A 22,413-nucleotide genomic window follows, 5' to 3' on the forward strand; every position below is an offset into this window, starting at 1 on the left:
TCGTTCGTAAAACCACAACGGACAGGAACCGAACGCCCTCCATGGTTCCCGTTCGTTTACGACCCGACAACGAATGGGAACCGAACGCGTTCCACGGTTCCTTTTCGTCGTATGAGGACGGAGCTACGACGATGTTGGTAGTATGTCGGTCGGAGATTTGAATTCTTGCAGGGGCTACGACCGCGCGGATGAACGCGGCCGTCCGTAATCGGCTTGGTTCGGCATCCCGTCCGGCGCACGGCGACCGGCTTCGGCCGCATCCGCCCGCCGGCGCACCACGATGAATGGCTGACAACAACAAGAACACCGAGGGGACACTGTGTCGGAAGAATCACAGCACGCCGCGTCCATGACGGCGGACACGGCATCGACCAAGAACACCACGAACGAAACGCACGGCATGAGCTACATACCCATCGTCATCATGATGGTCGGCAGCTTCACCGCCATCCTCAACCAGACGCTGATGACGTCGGCGCTGCCGCATCTCATGCGCGAATTCGACATCACCAGCAACACGGCGCAATGGCTGAGCACCGGATTCATGCTCACCAACGGCATCATGATCCCGATCACCGCGTTCCTGATCCAGAGGTTCACCACACGGCAGCTGTTCTTCTATGCGATCGGCATGTTCCTGTTCGGCACGGTCGTATGCACGGCGGCGCCCGGATTCGCCGTGCTGCTGCTGGGCCGCATTCTGCAGGCCACTGGCGCGGGCATCCTTATGCCGCTGCTGCAGACGGTGCTGTTCCTTACGTTCCCGCCGGAGAAGCGCGGCACGGCGATGGGCTGGTTCGGCCTGGTGATCGCGTTCGCGCCGGCGCTCGGGCCGACGCTTTCCGGCCTGATCATCGACTTCCTGCCGTGGCGGTTCCTGTTCGTGCCGCTTATCGTCATCGCAGTCGCCGTGCTGGCGGCCGCCGTTCCGACGGTGCGCAACGTCACCAGGCAGACCGACCCGAGCATCGACATCGCGTCGGTCGTTCTGTCGACGATGGGATTCGGCGGTGTGCTGCTGGGATTCAGCCTCGCCGGCCAGGACGGCTGGACGGCGCCGGAGACGCTGGGCTCGATCGCCGTGGGCGCGGTGTCGTTGGCGGCGTTCATTCTTCGGCAGTTGCGCCTGAAGCAGCCGATGCTGAACTTCCGCGTGTTCGCCCGTCCGATGTTCAGCCTGTCGATGGCCGTGGTCGTTCTGGTGTTCGTCACGTTCATCACGTCGATGAACATCCTGCCGATGTTCATCCAGAATTCGCTGGGTATGACGGCCCTGCAGTCCGGCCTGCTGCTCATGGGCGGCGGCGTGGCCGAGGGCGTGTTCAACCCCATCGCCGGACGTCTGTTCGACAAGGTGGGCATCCGGCGTCTTGCCCCGCCGGCCATCGCCGTCGTGGCCGTGGCGGCGTTCGCGCTGTCGCGCATGCACGCGGACACGCCGGCGTGGTATCCGGCCGTGTTCTTCACGTTGATGATGGCCGGTGTGGCGTTCTGCCTCATGCCGCTGACCACCACGGCGCTGAACCAGCTGACCGGCCCGCTCATCCCCCATGGCACGGCGATGAACAACACGCTGCGGCAGACCATGGCCGCCATCGTCATCGCCTTGTATTTCACGGTGATGACGACGAACACGCTGCCCGCATCGGTGGCCGGCTCGGGGGAGGCCGGCCTGGCGCATGGCGTGGATGCGGTGTTCGTCGTCTCGACCGTGGTGTCCTGCGTGGCGTTCGTGCTGTCGCTGTTCGTGCGGGATGGAAGGCGGAAGTAGACGATTACCGCTTCTTGCCGCCGGCCATGCGGAAGGGGGCGGCCTTCTTGCGATGACGGTGGAATCCACCCGACTTGGCGTTGCCGCCGCGCTGCTGCGAACCGCCGCGCGCGGAGGAGCCGCCGTTCTTGCCGCGTCGGCGTTCCTCGCCGTTGCGCGCCACGGCGCCGCGTTTGCCGCCGCCACGGTTGTCGATGCCGCGCCTTGCGGAATCACGCTTGCCGGAGTCACGACGGGATTCCGATTCATCACGGGATTCGGCGGCAGCCGCTCCCCTGTTCCGAGAGCGTGAACGGCGTCCGGTTCCCGCAGGCTTCTGCGGCGCCGGCTTGGGCAGCTCCCAGCCATTGACGAGCGGGGCATGCTCGCCGACCAGCTCCTCCACCTCGGGCGAGGTGGGCGTGACCTCCACGGAGGCGATGCGCAGGCCGGCGCGGCGCATCATCTGCCGCACCTCCTTCTCCTGACCGGGCAGCACGAGCGTGACCACGTCGCCGGAATGGCCGGCGCGAGCGGTGCGGCCGGAACGATGCAGGAACGACTTGGGGTCGGCCGGCGGCTCGACCTGCACCACGAGCTCCACGCCGCTGATGTCCACGCCGCGCGCGGCCACGTCGGTGGCCACGAGCACGCGTACGTCGCCGTTGCTGAACGCGGCGAGATGGCGGTCGCGCTGGTTCTGCGAAAGATTGCCCTGCAGGTCGACGGCGGGAATGCCGGCCTTCACCAGTTTGGCGGCCATCTTCTTCGCCTGGTACTTGGTGCGGGTGAACAGGATGCGCTTGCCCATGCCCGAGGCCAGCTGGCGCACCAGCTCATGCTTGTTGCCCTGCGTGACGACGAACACGTGATGCGTCATCTCGTCCACATGCGATTCGGCGGAATCCACGGCGTGCACGCGCGCGTTCTTCAGGAAGCGCTTCACCAGCCCGTCTACACCGTGGTCGAGCGTGGCGGAGAACAGCATGTGCTGGCTGTGCGGATCGATCTTGCCCAGCAGTCGGGTCACTGCGGGGAGGAAGCCCATGTCGGCCATCTCGTCGGCCTCGTCGAGCACGGCGATGCGCACGGATTCCAACGACAGCAGGCCCTGGCCAAGCAGGTCCTCGAGACGTCCGGGGCAGGCCACGACGATATCGGCTCCGTTGCGCAACGCCGTCACCTGTCGGCTCTGCTTCACGCCGCCGTAGATGGTGACGGTCGTCAACCCGTAGGCATCGGCCAGCGGACGAATCACCTCGTCGATCTGGTTGACGAGTTCGCGCGTGGGGGCGAGCACCAGGCCGCGCGGATGCGGCAGCCGCGCATCCGACGCGGCTCCCCCGCGGTTACGGATGCGCCTGAAGTCACGCATGGCGGCGGCGCCGGACGAGCGTTCGCCGCCAAGACGGGCGACCAGGGGGATGGAGAACGCAAGCGTCTTGCCCGACCCGGTCTTGCCGCGGCCGAGCAGGTCACGGCCGGCGAGGGAATCGGCCAGGGTATCGGCCTGGATGGGGAACGCCGTGGTCTTGCCGTCGGCGGCGAGCACACGCACCAGCGGCTTCGGCACGCCCAATTCGGCGAACGAGACGGCGGCGGGCGCGTCGTCGTCCGTCTTGCCTCCCATATCATCCATATCGTCCGGATGGTCCATATCATCCGAGCGGTCATCAAAATCGGTCGTCACATCGTCAACGTCGTCAATATCAATATGCTTCGGCACAGCAGCCTTTCAACGGGAATTCAAGCCGGAATCCGCCGGCTTGCAGTGAAAACAAACGTCCATAAGCGTACCGGAGCGTGTGGAGAAGCGGCTACACCATCAGGTCGTCGATGGAGGGCTGGAAGAGCACGGCGTGAGGATTGCTCACCTTGAGAATCGACCGCTCGCCCAACGTGAGCGTGCCGCCGATCGACGAGCGCTCGGTGCGGACGACCGCGTTGAGCCGGTCGCCGTTCTTGAACGAGATCTCGCCGCGGTCCCATTGCGCGAGGAACCGCCGGTCGGCGATGCGCGCATAGAACTTCTGGTCGCCGTCCTTGAACCGCCATTTGTCGGAGCTGAACTGGATGGTGTCGATCTGCAGCTGACGGGTCTCGATAAGCGGCTTGTGCACCTCGACCAGGTCGTCCACGTCGCGCAGGGCACGGGCCACGCCGGACGGGATGTCCAGCGATCCGCCGGAATCGGGCGCGCAGACCGTCACCATGTCCACGTCGATGCTGGCGAACGAGCCGAACGCGCGGCCGAGGTACTTCGCGAGGCGAATGGATTTCGACGCCACATAGGCCTCATGGTCCACGACGACGGGCGTGGCCTGCTCCGCGAACGTCACCTCCACGCCGTCCTCCGTCATGACCGCACGCTCCGACGAGTTCGGCATCGGGTCCCCGGTGGTGAGCACGCGCGCCTTGAAGATGCCGATGGTCTCGATGAATCCGACGGCGATGTCCGTCACGTCGGTCACATCGGCCATGCCGCGCCCGGACCCGCCACCGGCGTCGGGCGCGGCGGCCCGCGCGATGGCGACCGGCTCGCCGAGCAGCACCAGCGACGCGACGAACGCCCCTCTCCTCGGCCGCATGGAGTCGGCGACGGCGTCGAGGTTCATCAGCGGCAGCACGATGTTGCGGTATTCGCCCACGGCGTCGGTGAATCCGCTGAGCGACGCCGCCAGCGACCTGATGTTCAACGACCGCGAGCGCGCCGCGTTGCCGGAGTATCGCAGTTCGATCGCCGTTCTGGTCTGATGCTCCATGAGTCCGCTCCTTTGTGCCGTATGTTCCATACGATATCTCACGAACACGCGTCGTTCCGGTAATGCATCGCCCGCTGTGCACGCGTTATAGTGGCAGGGATACATCGGCGTAGTTTCACGAAGGGGACGGCATGGCGATCAATGCGAGCGAGAAGCCGCTCGGCAAGGTGTTTTCCACGGATTATCAGTTCGTCATCCCGGCCTTCCAGCGCGCGTATTCGTGGCGGGTCGAGCATATGCTGCAGCTAGTCGACGACCTGCGCGACGCCTCTGAACATCCCGACCATCCGTATTTCCTCGGTTCGCTGATTCTGGTGGGCGACGGCGACCCGAACAACCGGCTGTTCCAGGTGATCGACGGCCAGCAGCGCCTTACGTCGCTGACCATCATCATCGCCATCCTGCGGGCCATGGAGAAGGACCATGATCTGTCCGACAATCTCAATGCGCTGATTCTCGAGGAGGGCAACCGTCTGTTCGGCCGTGCGGCCGAACCGAGGCTGACCCTGCGCGAGCGTGACGCGGAGTTCTTCCGCGACTATGTGCAGGAGGGCAATCTGGAGGGCCTGTTCGATCTTCGCGACACCGACCTGGAGTCGAACGCGCAGCGCAACATCATGCAGAACACGAAGGCGGCGTATGATGCGCTGTCGTCGCTGACCGACGACGAGCGCCGGTATTTCGCCTCGTATCTGGTGAGCAACGTGCTCATGATCATCGTGACGACGAACGACCTGGCCGGCGCGCACCGCATCTTCGATGTGATGAACATGCGAGGCATGCCGCTGACGCCGTCGGATGTGCTTAAGGCGAAGGCGATCTCGGCGATCGACATCGCGGACCGCGACTACTACGGCAGGCGTTGGGACAATGCTGTCGATCCGTTGGGAGACAACGTCGAGACGTTCTTCAACGACCTGCTGCTGGGCATTTCGCCGAAGAAGTCGCACCGCATGATCCTCGACGGCTTCCAGTCGAAGGCATTCGACGCGTATCTGGAGAAGAACACGGCCGTGGAGTTCATCAACAACATCCTCGTGCCGTATGCGACGGCGTGGAACATCCTCGGCCAGCCGCACGCGTATGACCTGCCGCAGGAGGTGTCGGAATGGCTGGTGCGGCTTGACGACTTCCCGACGACGGAATGGAAGTCGGTGGCGATCTGGGCGTTGGTCAACATCGGGCGGGTCGGCGTGCTCGGAGCGAACGGCTCGGCGAGCGCGACGAACGACGCGGATACGGCGGCGACGTCCGCGAGGAACGACGCGGGCGCGAACGCAGGCCCGCAAGGCGGACGGCATTCCGCGCGGCATTCGCGCGTTCCGCAGACCATCACGTTCGAGGAGAAGGACCAGGAGCAGCTGGTGAAGGTGCTGCGCGCGCTGGAACGCGTGACCGGCGTCGACAATCTCGGCAAGGCGTCGTCGTCGCAGCGTCGCCAGCGTGTGGTGCAGATCCTCAAGGACCTCGACCATGGCCGCAAGCTGAAGAAGTCGACCGGGTTCAGCGTGAGCGACGAGGACCGCAAGACCGCTCTGGCCCGTCTGCGCGGCGAGATGCAGATGAACGACACGATGAAGAAGGTGCTGCTGCTGCGCGCCAACGACGTGAGGAACGGCTCGCCCGTGGTCCGTCCTCGCAGCGTCAACGTGGTGCGAATCCTGCCGGAGAGGATCGGCCCGAACTCGTCGTTCGTCACCTGGCCGGAGGCGACGCGCGACCATTGGACGGACCGCATCGGCAACATGGTGCTGTCGGCGGCAAACGAACAGCAGCTGGCCGACGTCGACAGCTTCACGCCGCGTATGGAGCGCATCACCGAGGCTCCCCGTTCCCGTCGGTTCCCGCTGACCGCCGAACTCACATCGGTGACGGGCATGACGCCCGATGTGCTGGAGCGCCGTCAGAACGAGATCGTGCAGCTGCTTGCCGAATACTGGCGGATTCGTTTCGACGCCGACGACGTGGATCTGACGTCGGTGAGCGAGGAGACGCTGTCCCGAGGGGCCCGACGGGTTTCGCAGGGCTCGCGGCGCATCACCATCATGCAGGTGATCGACGCAGGACTGCTCGTCCCCGGCGAGAAGCTGGTGTGGAAACGTCCGCGCCTGGGGCAGGAATGGTATGCCACGGTGACGAACGACGGCAGGCTCGAACTTGAGGACGGTTCCGTGCATGCCACGCCCACGGCGGCGGCGCGTGCGGCCAGCGGCAAGGCGGCGGGGGCCGCGCTCAACGTGTGGAAGCGGGTCTCCAACGGGCAGAAGCTCAGCGACGTATGGCAGACGTATCGTCTGAGCACGCTGAAGTAAATAACGTAAGGAACATAGAAAAGAAGAAACGAAAAAAGAGGAAGATATACGGACGCCGTTGGCCGTATCTCCGATCGATAAGGTCTGGTCCTCGAATCAGAGAAGACCGAATGACTCATGCCAGCCGATGCCTGCGGGCATCATGACCGGCGACGGATCACTTGTCCTCTTCGATCTGACGGGCGACGTAGCGCATGGTCTCGAGCATGTCCTTGTTGACGTAATCCATGCTGGAGAAGCTGGCCATCGCGAGACCCTCCTGGAATGCCTTTGCGAACTTCATGATGAACCTCCTTGATTGGTTTTCCTTGTTGCGATTGTCAATCTAGGAGGCGGGCATTACGGATGCAACGGTTTTCCATTCGTTGCACAATTCCTTCGCGATTATTGTGCGTCAGCGCACATTAGGTCGTTCCAATGGCGGTTTTCCGAAGTGGATTGCGGCTTTTGCCGCTTTTGCAGGCCTTCTGCAAAAGCGGCGCAGAAGGCCGGCAGCCGAAGGAAGGCGATGCGACGGCCTATTTTCTTCCCAGTTCGAGGCGGCTGCGATGCTGCCGCACGAGGTCGACGGAGTATACGGCCAGGGCCAGCCAGATCACGCCGAACGATATGAACCGGTGGGCGGGCACCTGCTCGCCGAGCACGACGATGCCGAGCAGCAGCTGGATGGTGGGCGTGATGTACTGGGTGAAGCTCAGCATGAGGAACGTCGCGTGCTTGACGCCGTACGAGGTGAGCACCAACGGCACGGCGGTGAGCACGCCGCATCCGGCGAGCAGCGCCCACACATGCCATGGGGCGTCGGCGGGCACGCCGAACCTCGGCTGCACGGCCAGGGCGATGAACGCCACCGGCGTGAGCACGCCGGTCTCGAACGTCAGCGATTCGAAGGCGTCGAGCGGCACGAAGCGTTTGATGAGACAGTATCCGCTGTAGCTGAACACCATGGCGAGGGCGAGACCGGGGAACCTGCCGGTGTCGATGACGTAGAGGATGCCGCCGATGAGCGCGATGAGCATGGACGCGATGCCGAGCGCGCTGGTCCTCTCGCGCAGGAGAAGCAGTGCGAGCATCATGTTGACGAGCGGGATGAGGAAGCCGGCGGCGCTGGCCTCGGACGTGTGGCCGATGGAGACGAGATAGATGTAGACGACCCAGTCGATGGTGACGAGCACGGCGGCGAGCACGGACATCCAGAACACGCGACGCGTGCGCCACATGGCCTTCACATGGGCCACGAGCCCGCCCCAGCGGCCGGTGACCAGCATGAACAGCACCATGACCACGGCCGCGGTGACGATGCGGTAGAGCATCACGTTCATGGAGGACACGCTGTCGAGCGCCGCCCAATACAGGGGGAACATGCCGTATACGAGCGCCGACGCGATGGTGGCCGCCACGCCGTGCGGGGTCTGCTTCACTTCTTCAACCGCTTTCTTCACCCCACGATGATACCGCGAGGCCGCGCTCCGGCGGCCGCGGACGGCCTGCCGACGGCAACGCGCGGCGGAGCCGTCCGCACGGCACGGCGACATGCCCCACCGGTGAACAACGGCATAACTCTCGTCGATGCGATGACCCCTCCCCGAGCTTCGGGGGCATAATGCAAGGAGGGAATCATCGTCAACGAAGAGGAAGCCTGCCGTATGAGGACGCTACGGAACCGAACCATCATGTTGATCGTGGCGATGCTGTCGCTGCTCGCCTACACCGTCATCCGCTTCACATGGCTGGTCTCCTCCGGAATCGGCGGACAGATGACCCTCGCCGATATCGTATGGATGCTCGGCCTCATCGTGGTGGTCGCGATCTGCATCTACTACACCGTCAGGAACATCAGACTCCTCAGGCGGGGAGTCACCACGGCACGGGGCATCATATGGATGTTCAACGAGATCCATTCGACGGATTCGGACGGCGACCCGACGACCCGTTTCGAATACACGATCCGGCTCGAACGCGGCGACACCCTCAAATTCGCCGAACTGCCGGTCTACGGCCGCATCGAACGCCTCATGAAGACGCCGGGCACGCATATCATCCTGCGATGGATCGAAGACACCGACATCATCGACCTCATCGAGCCGGACCCCGGGTATCCGCAGCCCAATCCCTATGACGTGGTCGAAGAGCGACGGGGAGACAACGCCAACAGGAGCGCCGGCAGCGGCAACGCCAGCAACAATAGGAACGACGATGCCGACAAGCACTACACCGTCGTACGACGCATGGCGACGTCCCAGGAACACGAATGGCGGACCTCGCATATGTCGTCCATGCCATACGGTGCGACGACCATGCCGTATATGGCGCCGGCGGCGCAGGGGACGGACGGCGGCAACGGCAACGCCGACGACGATGCCGCATGGTACGACGCGAAGCGCCGGTATGCGGTGCTGCTCAATCCGCCGACGATGCTGTTCTTCTTCGGTCTGGTGGCCCTTACCGGATATCAGTTGGGAACGATGTCGCCGTTCGGCGTAGAGCGTGTGATGCAGGATGCGGTGGTGTTCGTCAGCGCGCTGGTCTTCGCGGTCTGGATGATCATCCACATGCTGGTGCAGGGGCCCAGCCTGGCCCACGACGACATATACCGGCACGAACCGCGGCAGGTGCGCTCGCGCCTGCTGCGCCGCAACATCGTACGGCACTGCATCGGCATCGTGGTCTTTCTGGCCATCGGCCTTTCGGGATTGTCCGGCGTGTTCGGCACGTTGCAGCAGGGACCCGTCACGAAGCCGGTGACGTTCAGCAGCTTCGCGCATCATACGGAGACCGATGACGACGACGATGAGACCGAATACGCCGATTTCACGTTCACCGACGCCCTAGGCGAGGAGATCGGCATCAGCGTGGAATCATCCCACGAGGAATACATTCTTCGCCAGACCGGGGAGAGGACCGGACGCGGATTGGTGCTGACCTACTGGGATCTCGGCCACGGCAACTACGCCTACGACCACGCCAGGCCCAACGCCACGACGGAATGAGACCAGCCCAGACAGAACCCGTCCGGCACCCGACTAGTGCAGCAGGGCGAGCAGATCGTCGCGGGTGAGGGCGGATATGGCGTTGCCCGACGACGACGCGGCGTCCACGAACCGTGAGGCGAGGTCGGTCTTGCCATGCTGCAGGTTCAGGATGCGTTCCTCAATGGTGTCCTTGGCCACGATCTGATACACGTTCACGTCCTGCGTCTGTCCGATGCGATGGGCACGGTCGGTGGCCTGGTCCTGTGCGGCGGCGTTCCACCATGGGTCGGCGTGCACGACCACACAGGCGCCGGTGAGGTTGAGCCCCGTGTTGCCTGCCTTGAGCGAGATAAGGAACACGGGGGTGGCGTCGGCGTTGAAGGCGTCCACGAGTTCGAGCCGTCGCTTCTTCGGCGTGGCGCCGGTGATGATGTCGTAGGCGACGTCGTCGCGGCGCAATCGTTCGGCTATCAGATCCAGATAGCTCGTGAACTGGGAGAAGATGAGCATCTTGCGTCCGGCGTCGCGGCACGAGAGCACAAGCTCCTCGATGGCATCGAGCTTGGCGGATTTCGGCGGCCTCGCGGATTTCGCGGCCTTCACGGCGCCGCCCGCCGCCACGGCCGTCGCATCCTTCGACGCCACGTCCGCCGAGCCGTCGTCCTGTGGCAGGTCGGAGCCGTAGTTCGCGTACAGCAGCCGTGGATCGCAGCAGGCCTGGCGCAGCCTGGTCAGCTGGGCAAGCACCTGAATCCGGCCCGCATTGAAGTCCACGTCCTTCTGCTTGTTCAATGTGGCGCGCAGACGTTGCTCGAGCGCCGCATACAGTCGCCGCTGCTCGCCCTCCAGCCGCACGGTGATGACGTTCTCTATCTTCTCCGGCAGGTCCTTCAGCACGTCGGCCTTGCGGCGGCGCAGGATGAACGGGCCGACGAACGCCTGAAGCCTGGCCTGCGCCTTCTCGTCACCGCTCAATACGGGCATTTCGAAGCGCTCGCGGAAGTGCGCGTACGAGCCGAACATGCCGGGCATGAGGAAGTCGAAGATGCTCCACAGTTCGGCGAGCCGGTTCTCTATCGGCGTGCCGGTGAGCGCGAACCGGTGACGGGCTGCGATCGCGCGCACGGCCTTCGACGATTTGGTCGCGTGGTTCTTCACATACTGGGCCTCGTCCAACACCATGCAGCAGCATTCGATGCCGTCGTAGTCGGCGATGTCGCGGCGCAGCAGGTCGTATGACGTGATGAGCACGTCGGGGACGGAGGAATCGCCGGACTTCCCACCGCCGCGCGCCGTTTCGAGCATCCGCCGCCGTTCGGCCTTCGTTCCGGCCACGACCTCGACCGACAGCTCCGGCGCGAACTTCGCGCATTCGGCGGCCCAGTTGTAGACCAGCGACGCCGGACAGACGATGAGGTTCGGCCCGACGGTGCGGAATTCGTCGCGTCGGGCGACGAGCAGCGACAGCAGCTGCACGGTCTTGCCCAGGCCCATCTCGTCGGCGAGGATGCCGCCGAAGCCCTTGTCGCATACGGCGCTGAGCCAACGGAATCCCTCGACCTGATACGGGCGAAGCGTCGCGGCCAACGATTGCGGCACGGCGTACGAGGCCGGGTCGATGACCTTCAGATCGTTCACGTAGTCGCGGAATCGTTCGTCCTTGTCGTCGTCGGCGACCTGATGGTCGAGATAATAGGCCTCGTATGACGGCACCGCGACGCCTGCCGCCAGTTCCTCGGGCTTGAGTCCCAGGTCGGCGGCGATGTCGTCGATGGCCGCCGTGTTCACATCATGCAGGTTCACGAACGCACCGTTCGACAGGCGATGATATTTGCGGCGGCGTCGGTATCCGGCGAGCAGCGCGGGCACATCCTTGGGATCGATTTCGTCGGCGATCGGCGATATCTCCACCAGATCGGATTTCAGCGACAGACCGACCCTGATGACCGGATGGCTTACGGCGGTCAGGCCGTCGAACGCGGGTGTGGAGAACACGTCGCCGAGGTCGCGCAGCACGGGCAGCCCTTCGGTGAGCAGCCGCCATATGGCGTCGTCGTCGGATTCGGGAATGCGGGCGATGAGACCTTCCGGCCGGGGGAAGTAGTGCAATGCCGCCTCGACGGCAAGGCGTTCGGCGTCGCGGTCGCGCATCGCGTCATGCGGGCCGATGCCGGCGAACACGTCGAACCGGTCGTCGCCGTAGCGGGCCTTCATCTCGCAGCTGACGCCATGCAGGTCGCGGTCAAGATAGATTTCGATGCGGCATGGCAGGCGTCTGCGCCGCGCCAGCTCGTCCGGCAGACGCATGGGGATGCCATTGCCGTGGCCTTCATCTCGCGACGAATCCTGCGGCGCGACGGCGTTCGCGGCGCCGTCGGTGTCGGCCGGATCCGCCGCGTCGCCTCGTACGGGCGTGACGTAGGGCAGCACCGTCGCGGCGAATATATCCACGTCGTCGGGACCGAGATAGAGTCCATCGGCGTCGTTGTCGTCGCATAGCACGTCGATGACGCGACGATTCTCCACGAACCGACGGCTGCACCGGTGGATCACCGGAATCCCGCCGTCGATGTCGTCCGCCGACGCGCGGACGATGACGAAACTGCTCTGCTGGCCGATTATCAACGCCTCCGCGTTCATGCGATGCCGTATAACATAGCCGCCACCGTGGCCGACGACGGCACCGGACGCGGCGGAGCCGCCGTCATCGGTGCCGACACCGTCGGAGCCGTCGATGCGTTCGACCGACAATCCCATATCGGGGTCGCCGTCCACGACGGATGCATCCATGGCCGCCGCATAATACCCTGCGGGCGCGTAATCGATGGTCTGCCCCGAATCCACGTACAGATCGAGCAGATCCGCGATTTCGGCGTCGGTGAGCAGCATCTCGGAGGACTGCGGCTTACGGCTTCGGTAGCCGCCGCGATATCCGCCGCGGCGGCCGACGGACGCGCCGCCGACGGATTCGATGCCGGCGCGGATATCCGCCGCCCTGCGCAATATGCCGATGACGGCGCGTGAACGTTCGTCGAAGGCGTCCAGCGTATGCGTGAACGCGAGTTTCTTGCCGTAGACCACGTACTGCCGCCATTGGATGGCGCGCAGCAGGGCGTCAATGTCCTTGACGACGTATGCGATGCCACGGCTCGGCACGATGATATGCAGCCGCATCAGCCATCCATTGCCACGCTCCGATTTGCCGATGCCGGGCCGGAGCGCAACACTGCCCACCGGCATATGCTGTTCGAGCGTGGCGATTCCGACGGCGCCTTTTCGGCCGGCGGCACCGACGGCGTCGTCCGAATCGGCGAGCGCGCTGACCTGCTTGAGAAGGTCGACCTGCCGTTCCTGTGCCTCCTGACGCCGACGCATCTCCTCCTGCTGCATGAACGACTGCAGCATTCGGGACGTTCTGCGGCGGCGCAACGTCATGCCGCCCGCCTCCGTGCCGCCCGGTGCGTCCTGATCGAAGGATTCGGGCGAATCGTTGTATTGCATGATGAGCGCGATGATGTGCTTGCATGCGGAACCGTAGCGACCATAGGCGGGACATGAGCACGAGGAGTCGAGCACGCGGCCGTGGGATTCGTCCAGTGTCGCTCGCACACGATAGGACGCGCTTCCCGAGGAGCTGGAGACCAAGGCGGTCAGCGTGGTGGTGGAGTCTCGGCCGACGGTGCAGGCCAGCGCATGCATCCGTCCGCCGGAGATGACGTCGTAGGCGCGGTAGAAGGCCGATCCGCCGAGTACACGCAGCACATGCTCGGGAATGGCCTCGTCCTGATGGCCGTATGCGGCGCCTTCGCCTTCGGCGGCATCGTCGTAGCCGTAGCCTCCGTCGTAGCCGAAATCGTCGTCGGCGTCGTAGCCGGAGATATCACCGTAACCGGCGCCGAACGACGAGCCGCCTCCAAATGACGAGCCGCCGCCTCGGCCGCCATACACGCGCGTCCGCCAGTCGTCCGCCATCACCGCCGCCTTTCGTTCTCCCGCTCATAGTAAGTCGGGAGGATTCGTTTCACCGCGAGAGGAAGGCCCGGATGTCGGCGAACTCGCGTTCGCATACGTCGTGACGCATGCCGTCGTAGGAATGCTCCTCGCCGTGCGTGAACCGTGCGAGTGCCTCGCGCATGGCGGCCTTCTGCCCGTCGGGAATCTGCCGGTCGAGGGTGCCGTAGCCAAGGAAGACATCGGGGCGGGCGTCGTCGGCGAGATCGGGCACGGTGACGACGTCATCATGGAACGACGGCGCGAGCAGTACGGCGGCATCGAACACATCCGGATGGTCGGCGAGCAGACGGTATGAGAGATACCCGCCCTGCGAGAATCCGACGAGCACGATGCGACGGCCGAGCAATCCGCTGGCGTCAAGCAGGGTGACGAGTCGGTCGCCGATGGCCGAGCATTGCGCCTGGATGCGCGCGTTGTCCCAGCCGGCGCTGTCGTACCATGCGTGGCCGCCGAGATACGTGCGGTGAATCGGCGCTTGCACGGAGATGTAGTCGGCGTCCGGTTCGATGGCGTCGATGATGCGCACCATCTCCTGCTCGTCGTTGCCATACCCGTGGAACATGACGAACAGATCGTCATCGTCGTCGTGGTCGAAATCGATGTTCGATATCATCGCCAGTCGCATGGTTTACTCCGTTTCGTTCGGGTCGACCGTCTCGCCGCACATCCGATTTCCAGACTACCGTGCGGCTTGGCCCGTCCCAGCGATGCCGCGTTCGACCCGACCGGTGTTCGACTCCGGCAATCCTCAATCCTCCATTGGCGGCGATCCGCTTCGGCGTCGGAGCCCCGTCAACGTCGGCGGTTCGACGTGGCGGAACGGCGGGCGAGTTGCTACAATGTCGTTTCGTTGTCTTTGGCCCCGTAGCTCAGCTGGATAGAGCATGTGACTTCTAATCTCAAGGTCGCCGGTTCGAGCCCGGCCGGGGTCACGCCTCAGCCCTTGGAATCATTACGGTTCCAAGGGCTTTTCGTTTTCCGCCCAACCGTTTCGGGTACTGCTCAGGTACTAAGAGTGAATTGGGATTATGCTGAAGACCATGGAATCGCGGGAATTGCAGCATGTGGAGCATGGGTTCGGACCGGTGTGGGACGCGGATTCGCGCATGCTTGTCCTCGGGTCGATGCCAAGTCCGAAATCGCGTGAGGCGGCGTTCTACTACATGCATCCGCAGAACCGGTTCTGGCCGGTGATGGCCGCATTGTTCGACGAGCCGGTGCCGGAACCGACCGCCGAGGCCCGACGCGACTTCGCCCTGCGGCATCGTTTCGCCCTGTGGGACGTCATCGCCTCCTGCGACATCGCGGGAGCGAGCGATTCGTCGATCCGCAATGCGGTGCCGAACGACCTGGCGCCCATCATCCGCGCCTCGCGCATCACCCATGTGTTCACGACCGGAGGCAAGGCGGCGCAGCTCTATCGTCGCCTGTGCGCGCCGCAGCTGGCCGCCGCCGGCATCGACATACCGATGACTCCCCTGCCGTCGACCAGCCCGGCGAACGCCCGTATGCGTCTGCCGCAGCTGGTGGAGGCATATCGCCGCATACTGGCATGACCGCGCCGAACCGGCGACGGCGTACGGCCGATCATGACGAAACCGGCCCGGCGCCGGATCATGCGGGTCATGCATGGTCCGGCGCCGGGCCGACATCTACGATTCGCCCGTTTCACGGGCCCTATCGCCTAGTAGAATTCCACCGTGTTCACGACGGCGCGCAGGGGCTTGCCGTCCAGGAAGGCGGTGGCATCCTGCGCGAAGCGACGGGCGATACGCTCCTCCTCCTTGCTGCTCAACGCAGCGGTGTGCGGGCTGACCACGACCTGCGGATGGGTCCAGAACGGAGAGTCGGCGGGGAGCGGCTCATGCTCGAACACGTCCATGGCCGCGAAGGCCACGCGCCCGTCATCGAGGGCCTTGAGCAGTTCGGATTCGTCGATCACCGTGCCGCGGCCCACGCTGGAGATGATGGTGCCCGGCTTCATGTTGGCGAACACGTCCTTGCCCAGCATATGGAACGTCTGGTCGGTGCCCGGCAGCGTGTTGATGATGGCGTCGGCCTCGCCCACGACCTGCGGCAGTTCGGCGGCGGTCACCACCTTGTCGACGCCGTCAATCCGAGGGCTGCCCTCGGCGACGCCGATCACCCGTGCACCCAGCGCGTTGAGACGCCGCACGCACTCGGAGCCGATGCCGCCCAGTCCCATCACCAGCACGGTCATTTCATCGACCTGTCGCATCTCCCAGCGCCCCGGCCAGTTCTTGGCCTGCTTGTCGGCGAGCAGTTTCGGCAGGTTCTTGGCGCCCGCCAGCAGACCGAACACCGCGAACTCGGCGAGAGGTCCACCGTGGACTCCGGCACTGGTGGTGAAGATGATGCGGTCGAACTCCTCGCGGGCGAGACCCGCGTCCTTGACCTGGCTGCCGCCGCCGGCGGCCGTCGTCATCACCCATTTCAGGTCCGGGTTGGCACGGACCGTGCGGGCGAGCGCGGCGGGTTCGACGTCGGGGATGCCGAACAGCACTTCGGCGGAGTCCACCAGTTCGTCGAATGCCTTCTGCTGCTCCTCGGTGCGATGGTATTCGGGATCGCCCGACCAGTCGGCGGCGCAACGCATGGGCTTGAGCAGGGACTGGTCGCGCACCATCTCGACGCGGGGTTCGAGGGTCTCGACCAGTTTGCAGAGCTCCTCCTTCAGCGGGACGGCCACGACCACGCGCAGCTTGTGTCCGGTTTCGTTCGTTGCGGTTGCGGTTGTCATATCGTGTTTCCTTTGGGTGTATGTCGGGATTCGACGGATATATAGGGTGGATGCGCAGAGGAACCGGCCGGAGAGGTCAGTTCGACGCCGCCACGGACTGGTAGCCGAGCGTGTCGGCGACCCCCGGAACGCGGGTCGTGACATCGCCGCGCTCGTTTTCCGGAAGCCTGACGGCGTCCTCGAGACGGGTGAGGTCCCGACCGGCGGTCTCGGGCACCATGAAGGTCGACAGTGTGGTGACGGCCGCGAGCACGGTCATGTACACGCCCATCAGCATCCAGTTCGCGTTGCTCACCGCGATGATGTAGGAGCCGAGCACACCGGCCAGGCCGCCGGCGACCACTGCGGAGAGCTCGCGGGCCATGGCCACGCCGAGATAGCGGTGGCGGGCGCCGAACAGTTCGGGGAACATGGCGCACTGCGGGCCGAGCATGAAGTTGACGCCGAAGCCGACACCCAGCGTCACCACCGCGACGGCGATGTAGTGGTTGCCGAGGGAGAGCAGCCACCATGCGGGGAAGGCGAACAGCAGCAAGAACACCGAACCGGCGCGGTAGATCACGCGACGGCCGAACCTGTCGGACAGGGCGCCGGAGAACGGCACCGTGAACAGGCCCACCAGCGCACCCAACGCGACGCCCCAGGACAGCACGCCCCTGTCGGCGTTGCTGCCGGCAACGGCCACGACGTAGGACATCGACAGCGTCTGCAGCATGTAGCTTCCGCCGTTTTCGGCCATGCGCATGCCGAACGCGGCGACAAGGCCGGGCATGCCGGTGGAGAATAGCTCCTTGAGCGGATGCTCGGCCACCTGGTCGTTGGCCTTGAGCTCCACGAAGGTCGGCGATTCACGAAGATGCATTCGAATGAACAGGGCCAGCAGGATCAGCAGGAACGAGGCGAGGAACGGGATGCGCCAGCCCCACGCCAGCAGCTGCTTCTCGGGCATGAGGGTCAGCAGGAAGAAGGCGACGGACGCCATAAGGCTGCCGGCCTGGATGCCGATGTACGGCAGTGCGGCGAAGAATCCACGCTGCTTGACCGGCGCATACTCGGCCATCAGCACCGAGGAGCCGGTCTGTTCGGCGCCGGCGCCGAAGCCCTGCACCAGTCGCGCGATGACCAGCAGAATCGGGGCCAGCATGCCGACCGAATCGTAGGTGGGCAGGAAGCCGATGGCGGTGGAGGCGCCGCCCATGAGGATGATGGTGACGACCAGCACCCACTTGCGGCCGATGATGTCGCCGAGACGGCCGAAGATGAGTCCGCCGAACGGTCTTGCGATGAAGCCCACGCCGAAGGTGGCGAAGGAGGCCACGGTCGCCATGGCGGGATTGTCCTGCGGGAAGAACAACGTGTTGAAGATCAGCGCGGTGCACAGGCCGTACAGCGCGAAGTCGAAGTATTCGAGGGCGCTGCCGAGGCTCGAGGCCAGGGTGGCGCGCTTGAGCTGGTCGGCGTATTCCGCCTCGCTCATGGGCGCGGTTTCCGGAACATCGGATTTTGCCATCATAATCTCCTTTGATTACGGGGAAATCTGAAATGATTGGTCGGCCGGACGTCAGCGCAGCAGGTAGCCGCCGTCGACGGGGATCATGGCTCCGGTGATGTAGTTCGACGCCGACGAGCACAGGAACACCATCGCCCCCATGAGCTCGCGCGGCTCGCCCCAGTGTCCGGCGGGGATGTGCTCGCGGATCTCCACGCTGCGCACGGGGTCCTCCTGCAGCGCCTTGGTCATCGGGGTGTTGATGTAGCCGGGGGCCAGACCGTTGACCTGGATGTTGTACGGAGCAAGGGCGTCGGCGTAGGCGCGGGTCAGACCCATCACGCCGTGCTTGCTCGCCGTGTAGGGGAAGATGAACTTGCCGGCGCGGTAGGACTGCATGGAGCCGATGTTCACGATCTTGCCGCCCTTCCGGTCGATCATGACCTTGGCGACCTCGTGAGAGAGGTAGTACAACGCGTTGAGGTTGAGTTCGATGACCGCACGCCAGTCGTCGTCGGGGAAGTCCACGATATCGTGGCGGCGCTGCATGCCCGCGTTGTTGATGAGCACGTCGATGCGGCCGTATTCCGCGATCGCGGCGTCGACGATCTTCTTCGCGGCGCCGGGCTCGGTGATGTCCTGCTGCAGGAACGCGACCCTACGGCCGTTGGCCTCCACCTCGGCGCGTACGTCCTCCCAGCCGGTGCGGTCATACGAGACGATGAACACGTCGGCGCCGACCTTGCTCACGGCCTGCGTGTAGAAGCGTCCGAGGCCGCTGGCCCCGCCCGTGATCAGCACGACCTTGTCGGTAAGCGCAAAGCTGTCGATGGAGAACTCTTCCATGCGTCACTCCTTAACGATTCGATTCCGGCCGGTTCGCCGGAGAGACCGGTGTGGATGCGGCATCTCATGGCCGCATCCATGCCGGTTTCACTGTTTCCTATGATGTCTTCCCTTAGGTTATCGATATCCCATCGAAATATAACTTCGTTGTGTTTACTTGGGTGTATCGATATCCCTAAGATATACCCAACCGTGAAAACACGCCACCATCGGCGTGTTGCGCGACAATCCGCGCACAATCGCGGGAACGGCGCGCGCCGTCCGTGAAATCGGATTTACACTGGTGGGGCGCAAGTCAACGGGGCAATGCAGGAAAGGACGTCGACATGGCCAAGGTAACCATCGCGGACATCGCACGCGAGGCCCAGGTATCCGTGACCACGGTCTCCCGGTTCATCAACGGCAACTACGGCAAGATGAGCCAGGCGACCAGGAACCGCGTCCAAGACACCATCACCCGTCTCGACTACCGTCCCAGCGCCTCGGCGCGCAGGATGCGACAGCAGTCCACCCATGTGGTCGGCGTCATCGTCTCCGATATCTCCAACGTCTTCTCATCGCTGCTGTTCAGCGGCATCTACACCGAACTGCAGCCCGCCGGGTACGACGTCATGCTGATGAACTCGAACAACTCCGTACGCGAGGAGCACGACGAGATCGAACGACTGCTCGCCCAGGAGGCCGACGGACTGATCATCCAGCCCAACTCCACCGACTTCCGCTCCTATGAGGACGTGACCAGCGCCCGCGTGCCGCTCGTCATGGTCGACCGCAGGCCACCGAACCAGCCGGATTCCGTCACCAGCATCGTCTCGAACAACCGGGAGGCCTGCCACGACCTCGTCGGCAGGCTCGCCGACATGGGGTACGACAACCTCGTGGTGGTCCGTCGGCTGCGCAGCGACCTTTCCGCGCAGACCCCTCGCGTCGAAGGATTGAAGCAGGCGGCCGAGGAACGGCACGTGCTCATGGTCACCATCGGCGCGGAAGGCCAGGACGCCGCATGGCTGCAGCGGGAGATAGACACCACGCTGCGTCATCTCAACGGCAGGACGGCGCTGGTCTCGCTCATGGGGCCCACGTTGTTCGACATCCTCACGGCATTGCGCAACCTCGGCATCACCTTTCCCGACGACATCGGCCTCGTCAGCTTCGACGACTGGCGATGGTCGCAGCATGTGAGGGACGGCGTATACCTGCTGGAACAGGACCCGCGGATCCTCGGCCAGGAATCCGCGAAGAACCTGCTGGAGCAGATCCGCGCCAAGGAATCCGGCAGTGGCGGCAACGACCCATACACGGCGAGCCGGCAGCTCGTTCTGCCCGTCTCCATCGTGAAGGCGCCGTCGATCTGACCACGGCGGGCGCCGCCCGTCATCCCACGGTGTTGCCGAAGATCTCGGCCTGAAGGTTCTTGCGACTGGCCTCGAGCCTGGTTATCTCCCCGAGCAGGCGGAACTTCTCCTCGCCTTCGGGCAGCTGGTTCATCCGCCGCTTGTTACGCGCGATGAGCCGCATGTAGCCCATGTCGAGCAGCCGCACCAGCAGTTCGGAGGCATACTGCTTCTCCGCATCGGTGGCCGGACGCAGCGGCGCCGAGACAGCCGACGACGACTGTGCCATCTCGTCCGTCACCTGCTGCGAGTCCTTCTCCGCGCTCGGCAGCGGCAGCGGCATCACGGCCAGCTCGTTCACCACGCCCTCGAGCAGCGGCCCAGCGGCCTTGGACAGATTGTGCATCCACAATCCCTGCGGCGTATCGTTCGACGGCAGTCCGCCGGCCGCCTCCAGCGCCTGATACATCGAGCGGAACACCGGCGTCGTGAAGCTCTCCTCCGTCAGCTGAGCGAACATCGACGGGTTGACCGAACGCGGCACCTGAATGAGAATGCCCATGAACTGCTGCTCGCAGATGAACACCGCATCATCGATGCGATAGTACCCCTGGGTCAGCGCATCCTGCCGTTCAAGCGCACGTCGACGGGCCGGATTCGCATACGGGTTCTCCCCACGTTCCCCGCGCGCTCCCCTATCGGCGTTGTTGAAACCGCCGTATTGGCGCTGGCCGCGCGGCGCATAGGCGTCTTCGTCGCGGACCCGCAGCTGACGCCGAGCGTTCTGCACCTCACGCGCCATCACATCGAGCTCGATGCCGATGCGGCGCGCGGCCTTGCGCGCATACAGGTCGACCAGCGAACGATCGCGGATCTGCGCGATGACCGGCGCCACGGCCTTCACCGCGCCCATCTGCCCGGTCGCATACTGCGTGTCGAACTGGTCGATCGCCGTGTTGATGACGAAATCATACAGCGGATACGCGTTGTCGATCAGCGTGCGCACGGCGGTGTCGCCCCGCTGGATGCGCAGGTCGCACGGGTCGAGATTGTCGTCGGCCACGGCCACGAACGTCTGCGAAAGGAACGCGCCGTCCAGGCCGAACGCGTGCAGCGCGGCCTTCTGGCCGGCGGCGTCGCCGTCGAACGTGAACACGACGCGCGACGTCCGGTTCTTTCCCGGACCGATGAGCTGCAGGCCGCCGAGCTTGTCGTCGGAGATCAGACGACGCACGATCTTCGCATGCTCGTTGCCGAACGCCGTGCCGCAGGTCGCCACGGCCGTGTCGACGCCGGCGAGATGACAGGCCATCACATCGGTATAGCCTTCGACGATGACGACCTGACGCTTCTTCACGATGTTCGCTTTGGCGATGTCGAGGCCGTACAGCACCTGGTTCTTGTGATACAGCGTGGTGTCGGGCGTGTTGATGTACTTCGCCTGAATCGTGTCGTCGTCATACAACTTGCGGGCGCCGAAGCCGAGCGTGCGGCCGGTCGCGTCGCGAATCGGCCACGTCACGCGGCCGCGGAAATAGTCGTAGACGCCGCGCTGGCCCTGACGCGCCAGGCCGGCGTCCATCATCTCCTGCTGCGTATAGCCCTTCGACGCCAGGTGACGGACGAGATTGTCCCAGCCCTGCGGCGCGTATCCGCAGCCGAAGCGCTCGCAGTCGGCCTGGGAGAAGTTTCGGCCGGCGAGGAGCTTGCGCGCGGCCAACGCCTCGCGGCTCATGATCTGCGAGACGAAGAAGCGCTGCGCCTCGTCGTTGATCTCCAGCAGGCGGGAGCGCTTGGAACCCTGACGCTGCTGAGGCTGCTTGGAGTCGTAATGCAGCTCGATGTGGTATTTGTCGGCGAGGATCTCGACGGCGTCGGCGAATCCGACGTTTTCGGACTGTTCGACGTATTTGAAGATGTCACCGCCCAGACCACAGCCGAAGCAGTGCCATGAGCCGAGTGCGGGACGCACGGAGAAGCTCGGCGTCTTTTCGTCGTGGAACGGGCACAGGCCCATGAACGTGCCGGAGCCCGACGCCTTCAATGTGACGTCGGCGGAAACGATGTCGTACAGATCGGCGGCTGCACGCACCTTCTCAATGTCTTCCTTCAGAATCAAACCCGGCATAACGCTTTAGTCTACCCAACCGGGGTGATTGCCGGCGTCGTGTGG

Annotated in this window: 15 protein-coding genes and 1 tRNA gene; 6 read left to right on the forward strand and 10 right to left on the reverse strand. The window is 64.5% G+C overall.

From position 1 onward, the window contains the following. The first annotated feature begins 319 nt into the window (after positions 1–319). Positions 320–1,771, forward strand: coding sequence for an MDR family MFS transporter (locus GFD18_RS00885; RefSeq protein ID WP_204313999.1), 1,452 nt, complete (start codon positions 320–322; stop codon positions 1,769–1,771). 4 nt (positions 1,772–1,775) lie between these two features. On the opposite strand, the gene GFD18_RS00890 is transcribed toward GFD18_RS00885, so the two are convergent. Next, complete coding sequence (locus tag GFD18_RS00890; protein ID WP_163200190.1) at positions 1,776–3,407, reverse strand: DEAD/DEAH box helicase; 1,632 nt, start codon at positions 3,405–3,407, stop codon at positions 1,776–1,778. Positions 3,408–3,567: 160 nt separating this feature from the next. Further along, entirely contained in the window at positions 3,568–4,512 is a 945-nt protein-coding gene (locus GFD18_RS00895) for a hypothetical protein (RefSeq protein ID WP_163200096.1), read from the reverse strand. A 131-nt stretch (positions 4,513–4,643) separates the two neighbouring features. On the opposite strand from GFD18_RS00895, the gene GFD18_RS00900 reads away from it, so the two are divergent. Further along, positions 4,644–6,824, forward strand: a complete 2,181-nt coding sequence (locus GFD18_RS00900; RefSeq protein WP_100509913.1) for a GmrSD restriction endonuclease domain-containing protein — start codon at positions 4,644–4,646, stop codon at positions 6,822–6,824. 157 nt (positions 6,825–6,981) lie between these two features. Here the strand turns inward: GFD18_RS00900 and GFD18_RS11240 are convergent, their stop codons facing one another. Next, positions 6,982–7,107: a hypothetical protein gene (locus GFD18_RS11240; RefSeq protein ID WP_263863963.1), complete on the reverse strand. Its 126-nt coding sequence runs from the start codon at positions 7,105–7,107 to the stop codon at positions 6,982–6,984. 235 nt (positions 7,108–7,342) lie between these two features. Then, complete coding sequence (locus tag GFD18_RS00905; RefSeq protein WP_163200097.1) at positions 7,343–8,245, reverse strand: EamA family transporter; 903 nt, start codon at positions 8,243–8,245, stop codon at positions 7,343–7,345. Between the two features lie 252 nt (positions 8,246–8,497). Here GFD18_RS00905 and GFD18_RS00910 point away from each other — a divergent pair, with 252 nt between their 5' ends. Next, positions 8,498–9,814, forward strand: a complete 1,317-nt coding sequence (locus tag GFD18_RS00910; RefSeq protein ID WP_133119498.1) for a hypothetical protein — start codon at positions 8,498–8,500, stop codon at positions 9,812–9,814. Positions 9,815–9,847: 33 nt separating this feature from the next. Here the strand turns inward: GFD18_RS00910 and GFD18_RS00915 are convergent, their stop codons facing one another. Then, positions 9,848–13,768, reverse strand: coding sequence for a DEAD/DEAH box helicase (locus GFD18_RS00915; RefSeq protein ID WP_225432819.1), 3,921 nt, complete (start codon positions 13,766–13,768; stop codon positions 9,848–9,850). Between the two features lie 49 nt (positions 13,769–13,817). Then, positions 13,818–14,435, reverse strand: coding sequence for an alpha/beta hydrolase (locus GFD18_RS00920; RefSeq protein ID WP_225432817.1), 618 nt, complete (start codon positions 14,433–14,435; stop codon positions 13,818–13,820). A 233-nt stretch (positions 14,436–14,668) separates the two neighbouring features. Between GFD18_RS00920 and GFD18_RS00925 the strand changes: the two genes are divergently transcribed. Continuing rightward, positions 14,669–14,742 (forward strand) — tRNA-Arg (locus GFD18_RS00925). Positions 14,743–14,850: 108 nt separating this feature from the next. Then, on the forward strand, positions 14,851–15,366 hold the full coding sequence (locus GFD18_RS00930) for a DNA-deoxyinosine glycosylase (RefSeq protein WP_100510429.1): 516 nt from the start codon (positions 14,851–14,853) through the stop codon (positions 15,364–15,366). A gap of 128 nt (positions 15,367–15,494) precedes the next feature. On the opposite strand, the gene GFD18_RS00935 is transcribed toward GFD18_RS00930, so the two are convergent. The 3 genes from GFD18_RS00935 to GFD18_RS00945 all read right to left on the reverse strand — a co-directional run bounded on the left by GFD18_RS00935 (position 15,495) and on the right by GFD18_RS00945 (position 18,906). Next, a complete protein-coding gene (locus GFD18_RS00935; RefSeq protein ID WP_100509916.1) occupies positions 15,495–16,571 on the reverse strand; it encodes a D-2-hydroxyacid dehydrogenase in 1,077 nt (358 codons plus the stop codon). Between the two features lie 76 nt (positions 16,572–16,647). Then, positions 16,648–18,084, reverse strand: a complete 1,437-nt coding sequence (locus GFD18_RS00940; protein WP_207759976.1) for an MFS transporter — start codon at positions 18,082–18,084, stop codon at positions 16,648–16,650. Between the two features lie 48 nt (positions 18,085–18,132). Then, a complete protein-coding gene (locus GFD18_RS00945; RefSeq protein ID WP_100509918.1) occupies positions 18,133–18,906 on the reverse strand; it encodes an SDR family NAD(P)-dependent oxidoreductase in 774 nt (257 codons plus the stop codon). A 326-nt stretch (positions 18,907–19,232) separates the two neighbouring features. Here GFD18_RS00945 and GFD18_RS00950 point away from each other — a divergent pair, with 326 nt between their 5' ends. Next, entirely contained in the window at positions 19,233–20,261 is a 1,029-nt protein-coding gene (locus tag GFD18_RS00950) for a LacI family DNA-binding transcriptional regulator (RefSeq protein ID WP_100509919.1), read from the forward strand. Between the two features lie 19 nt (positions 20,262–20,280). On the opposite strand, the gene dnaG is transcribed toward GFD18_RS00950, so the two are convergent. Then, on the reverse strand, positions 20,281–22,368 hold the full coding sequence (gene dnaG / locus GFD18_RS00955) for a DNA primase (RefSeq protein WP_100509920.1): 2,088 nt from the start codon (positions 22,366–22,368) through the stop codon (positions 20,281–20,283). Between the last annotated feature and the right edge of the window lie 45 nt (positions 22,369–22,413).

The organism is Bifidobacterium saimiriisciurei, from assembly GCF_010667655.1.
GTDB classification, from domain to species: Bacteria; Actinomycetota; Actinomycetes; order Actinomycetales; family Bifidobacteriaceae; genus Galliscardovia; species Galliscardovia saimiriisciurei.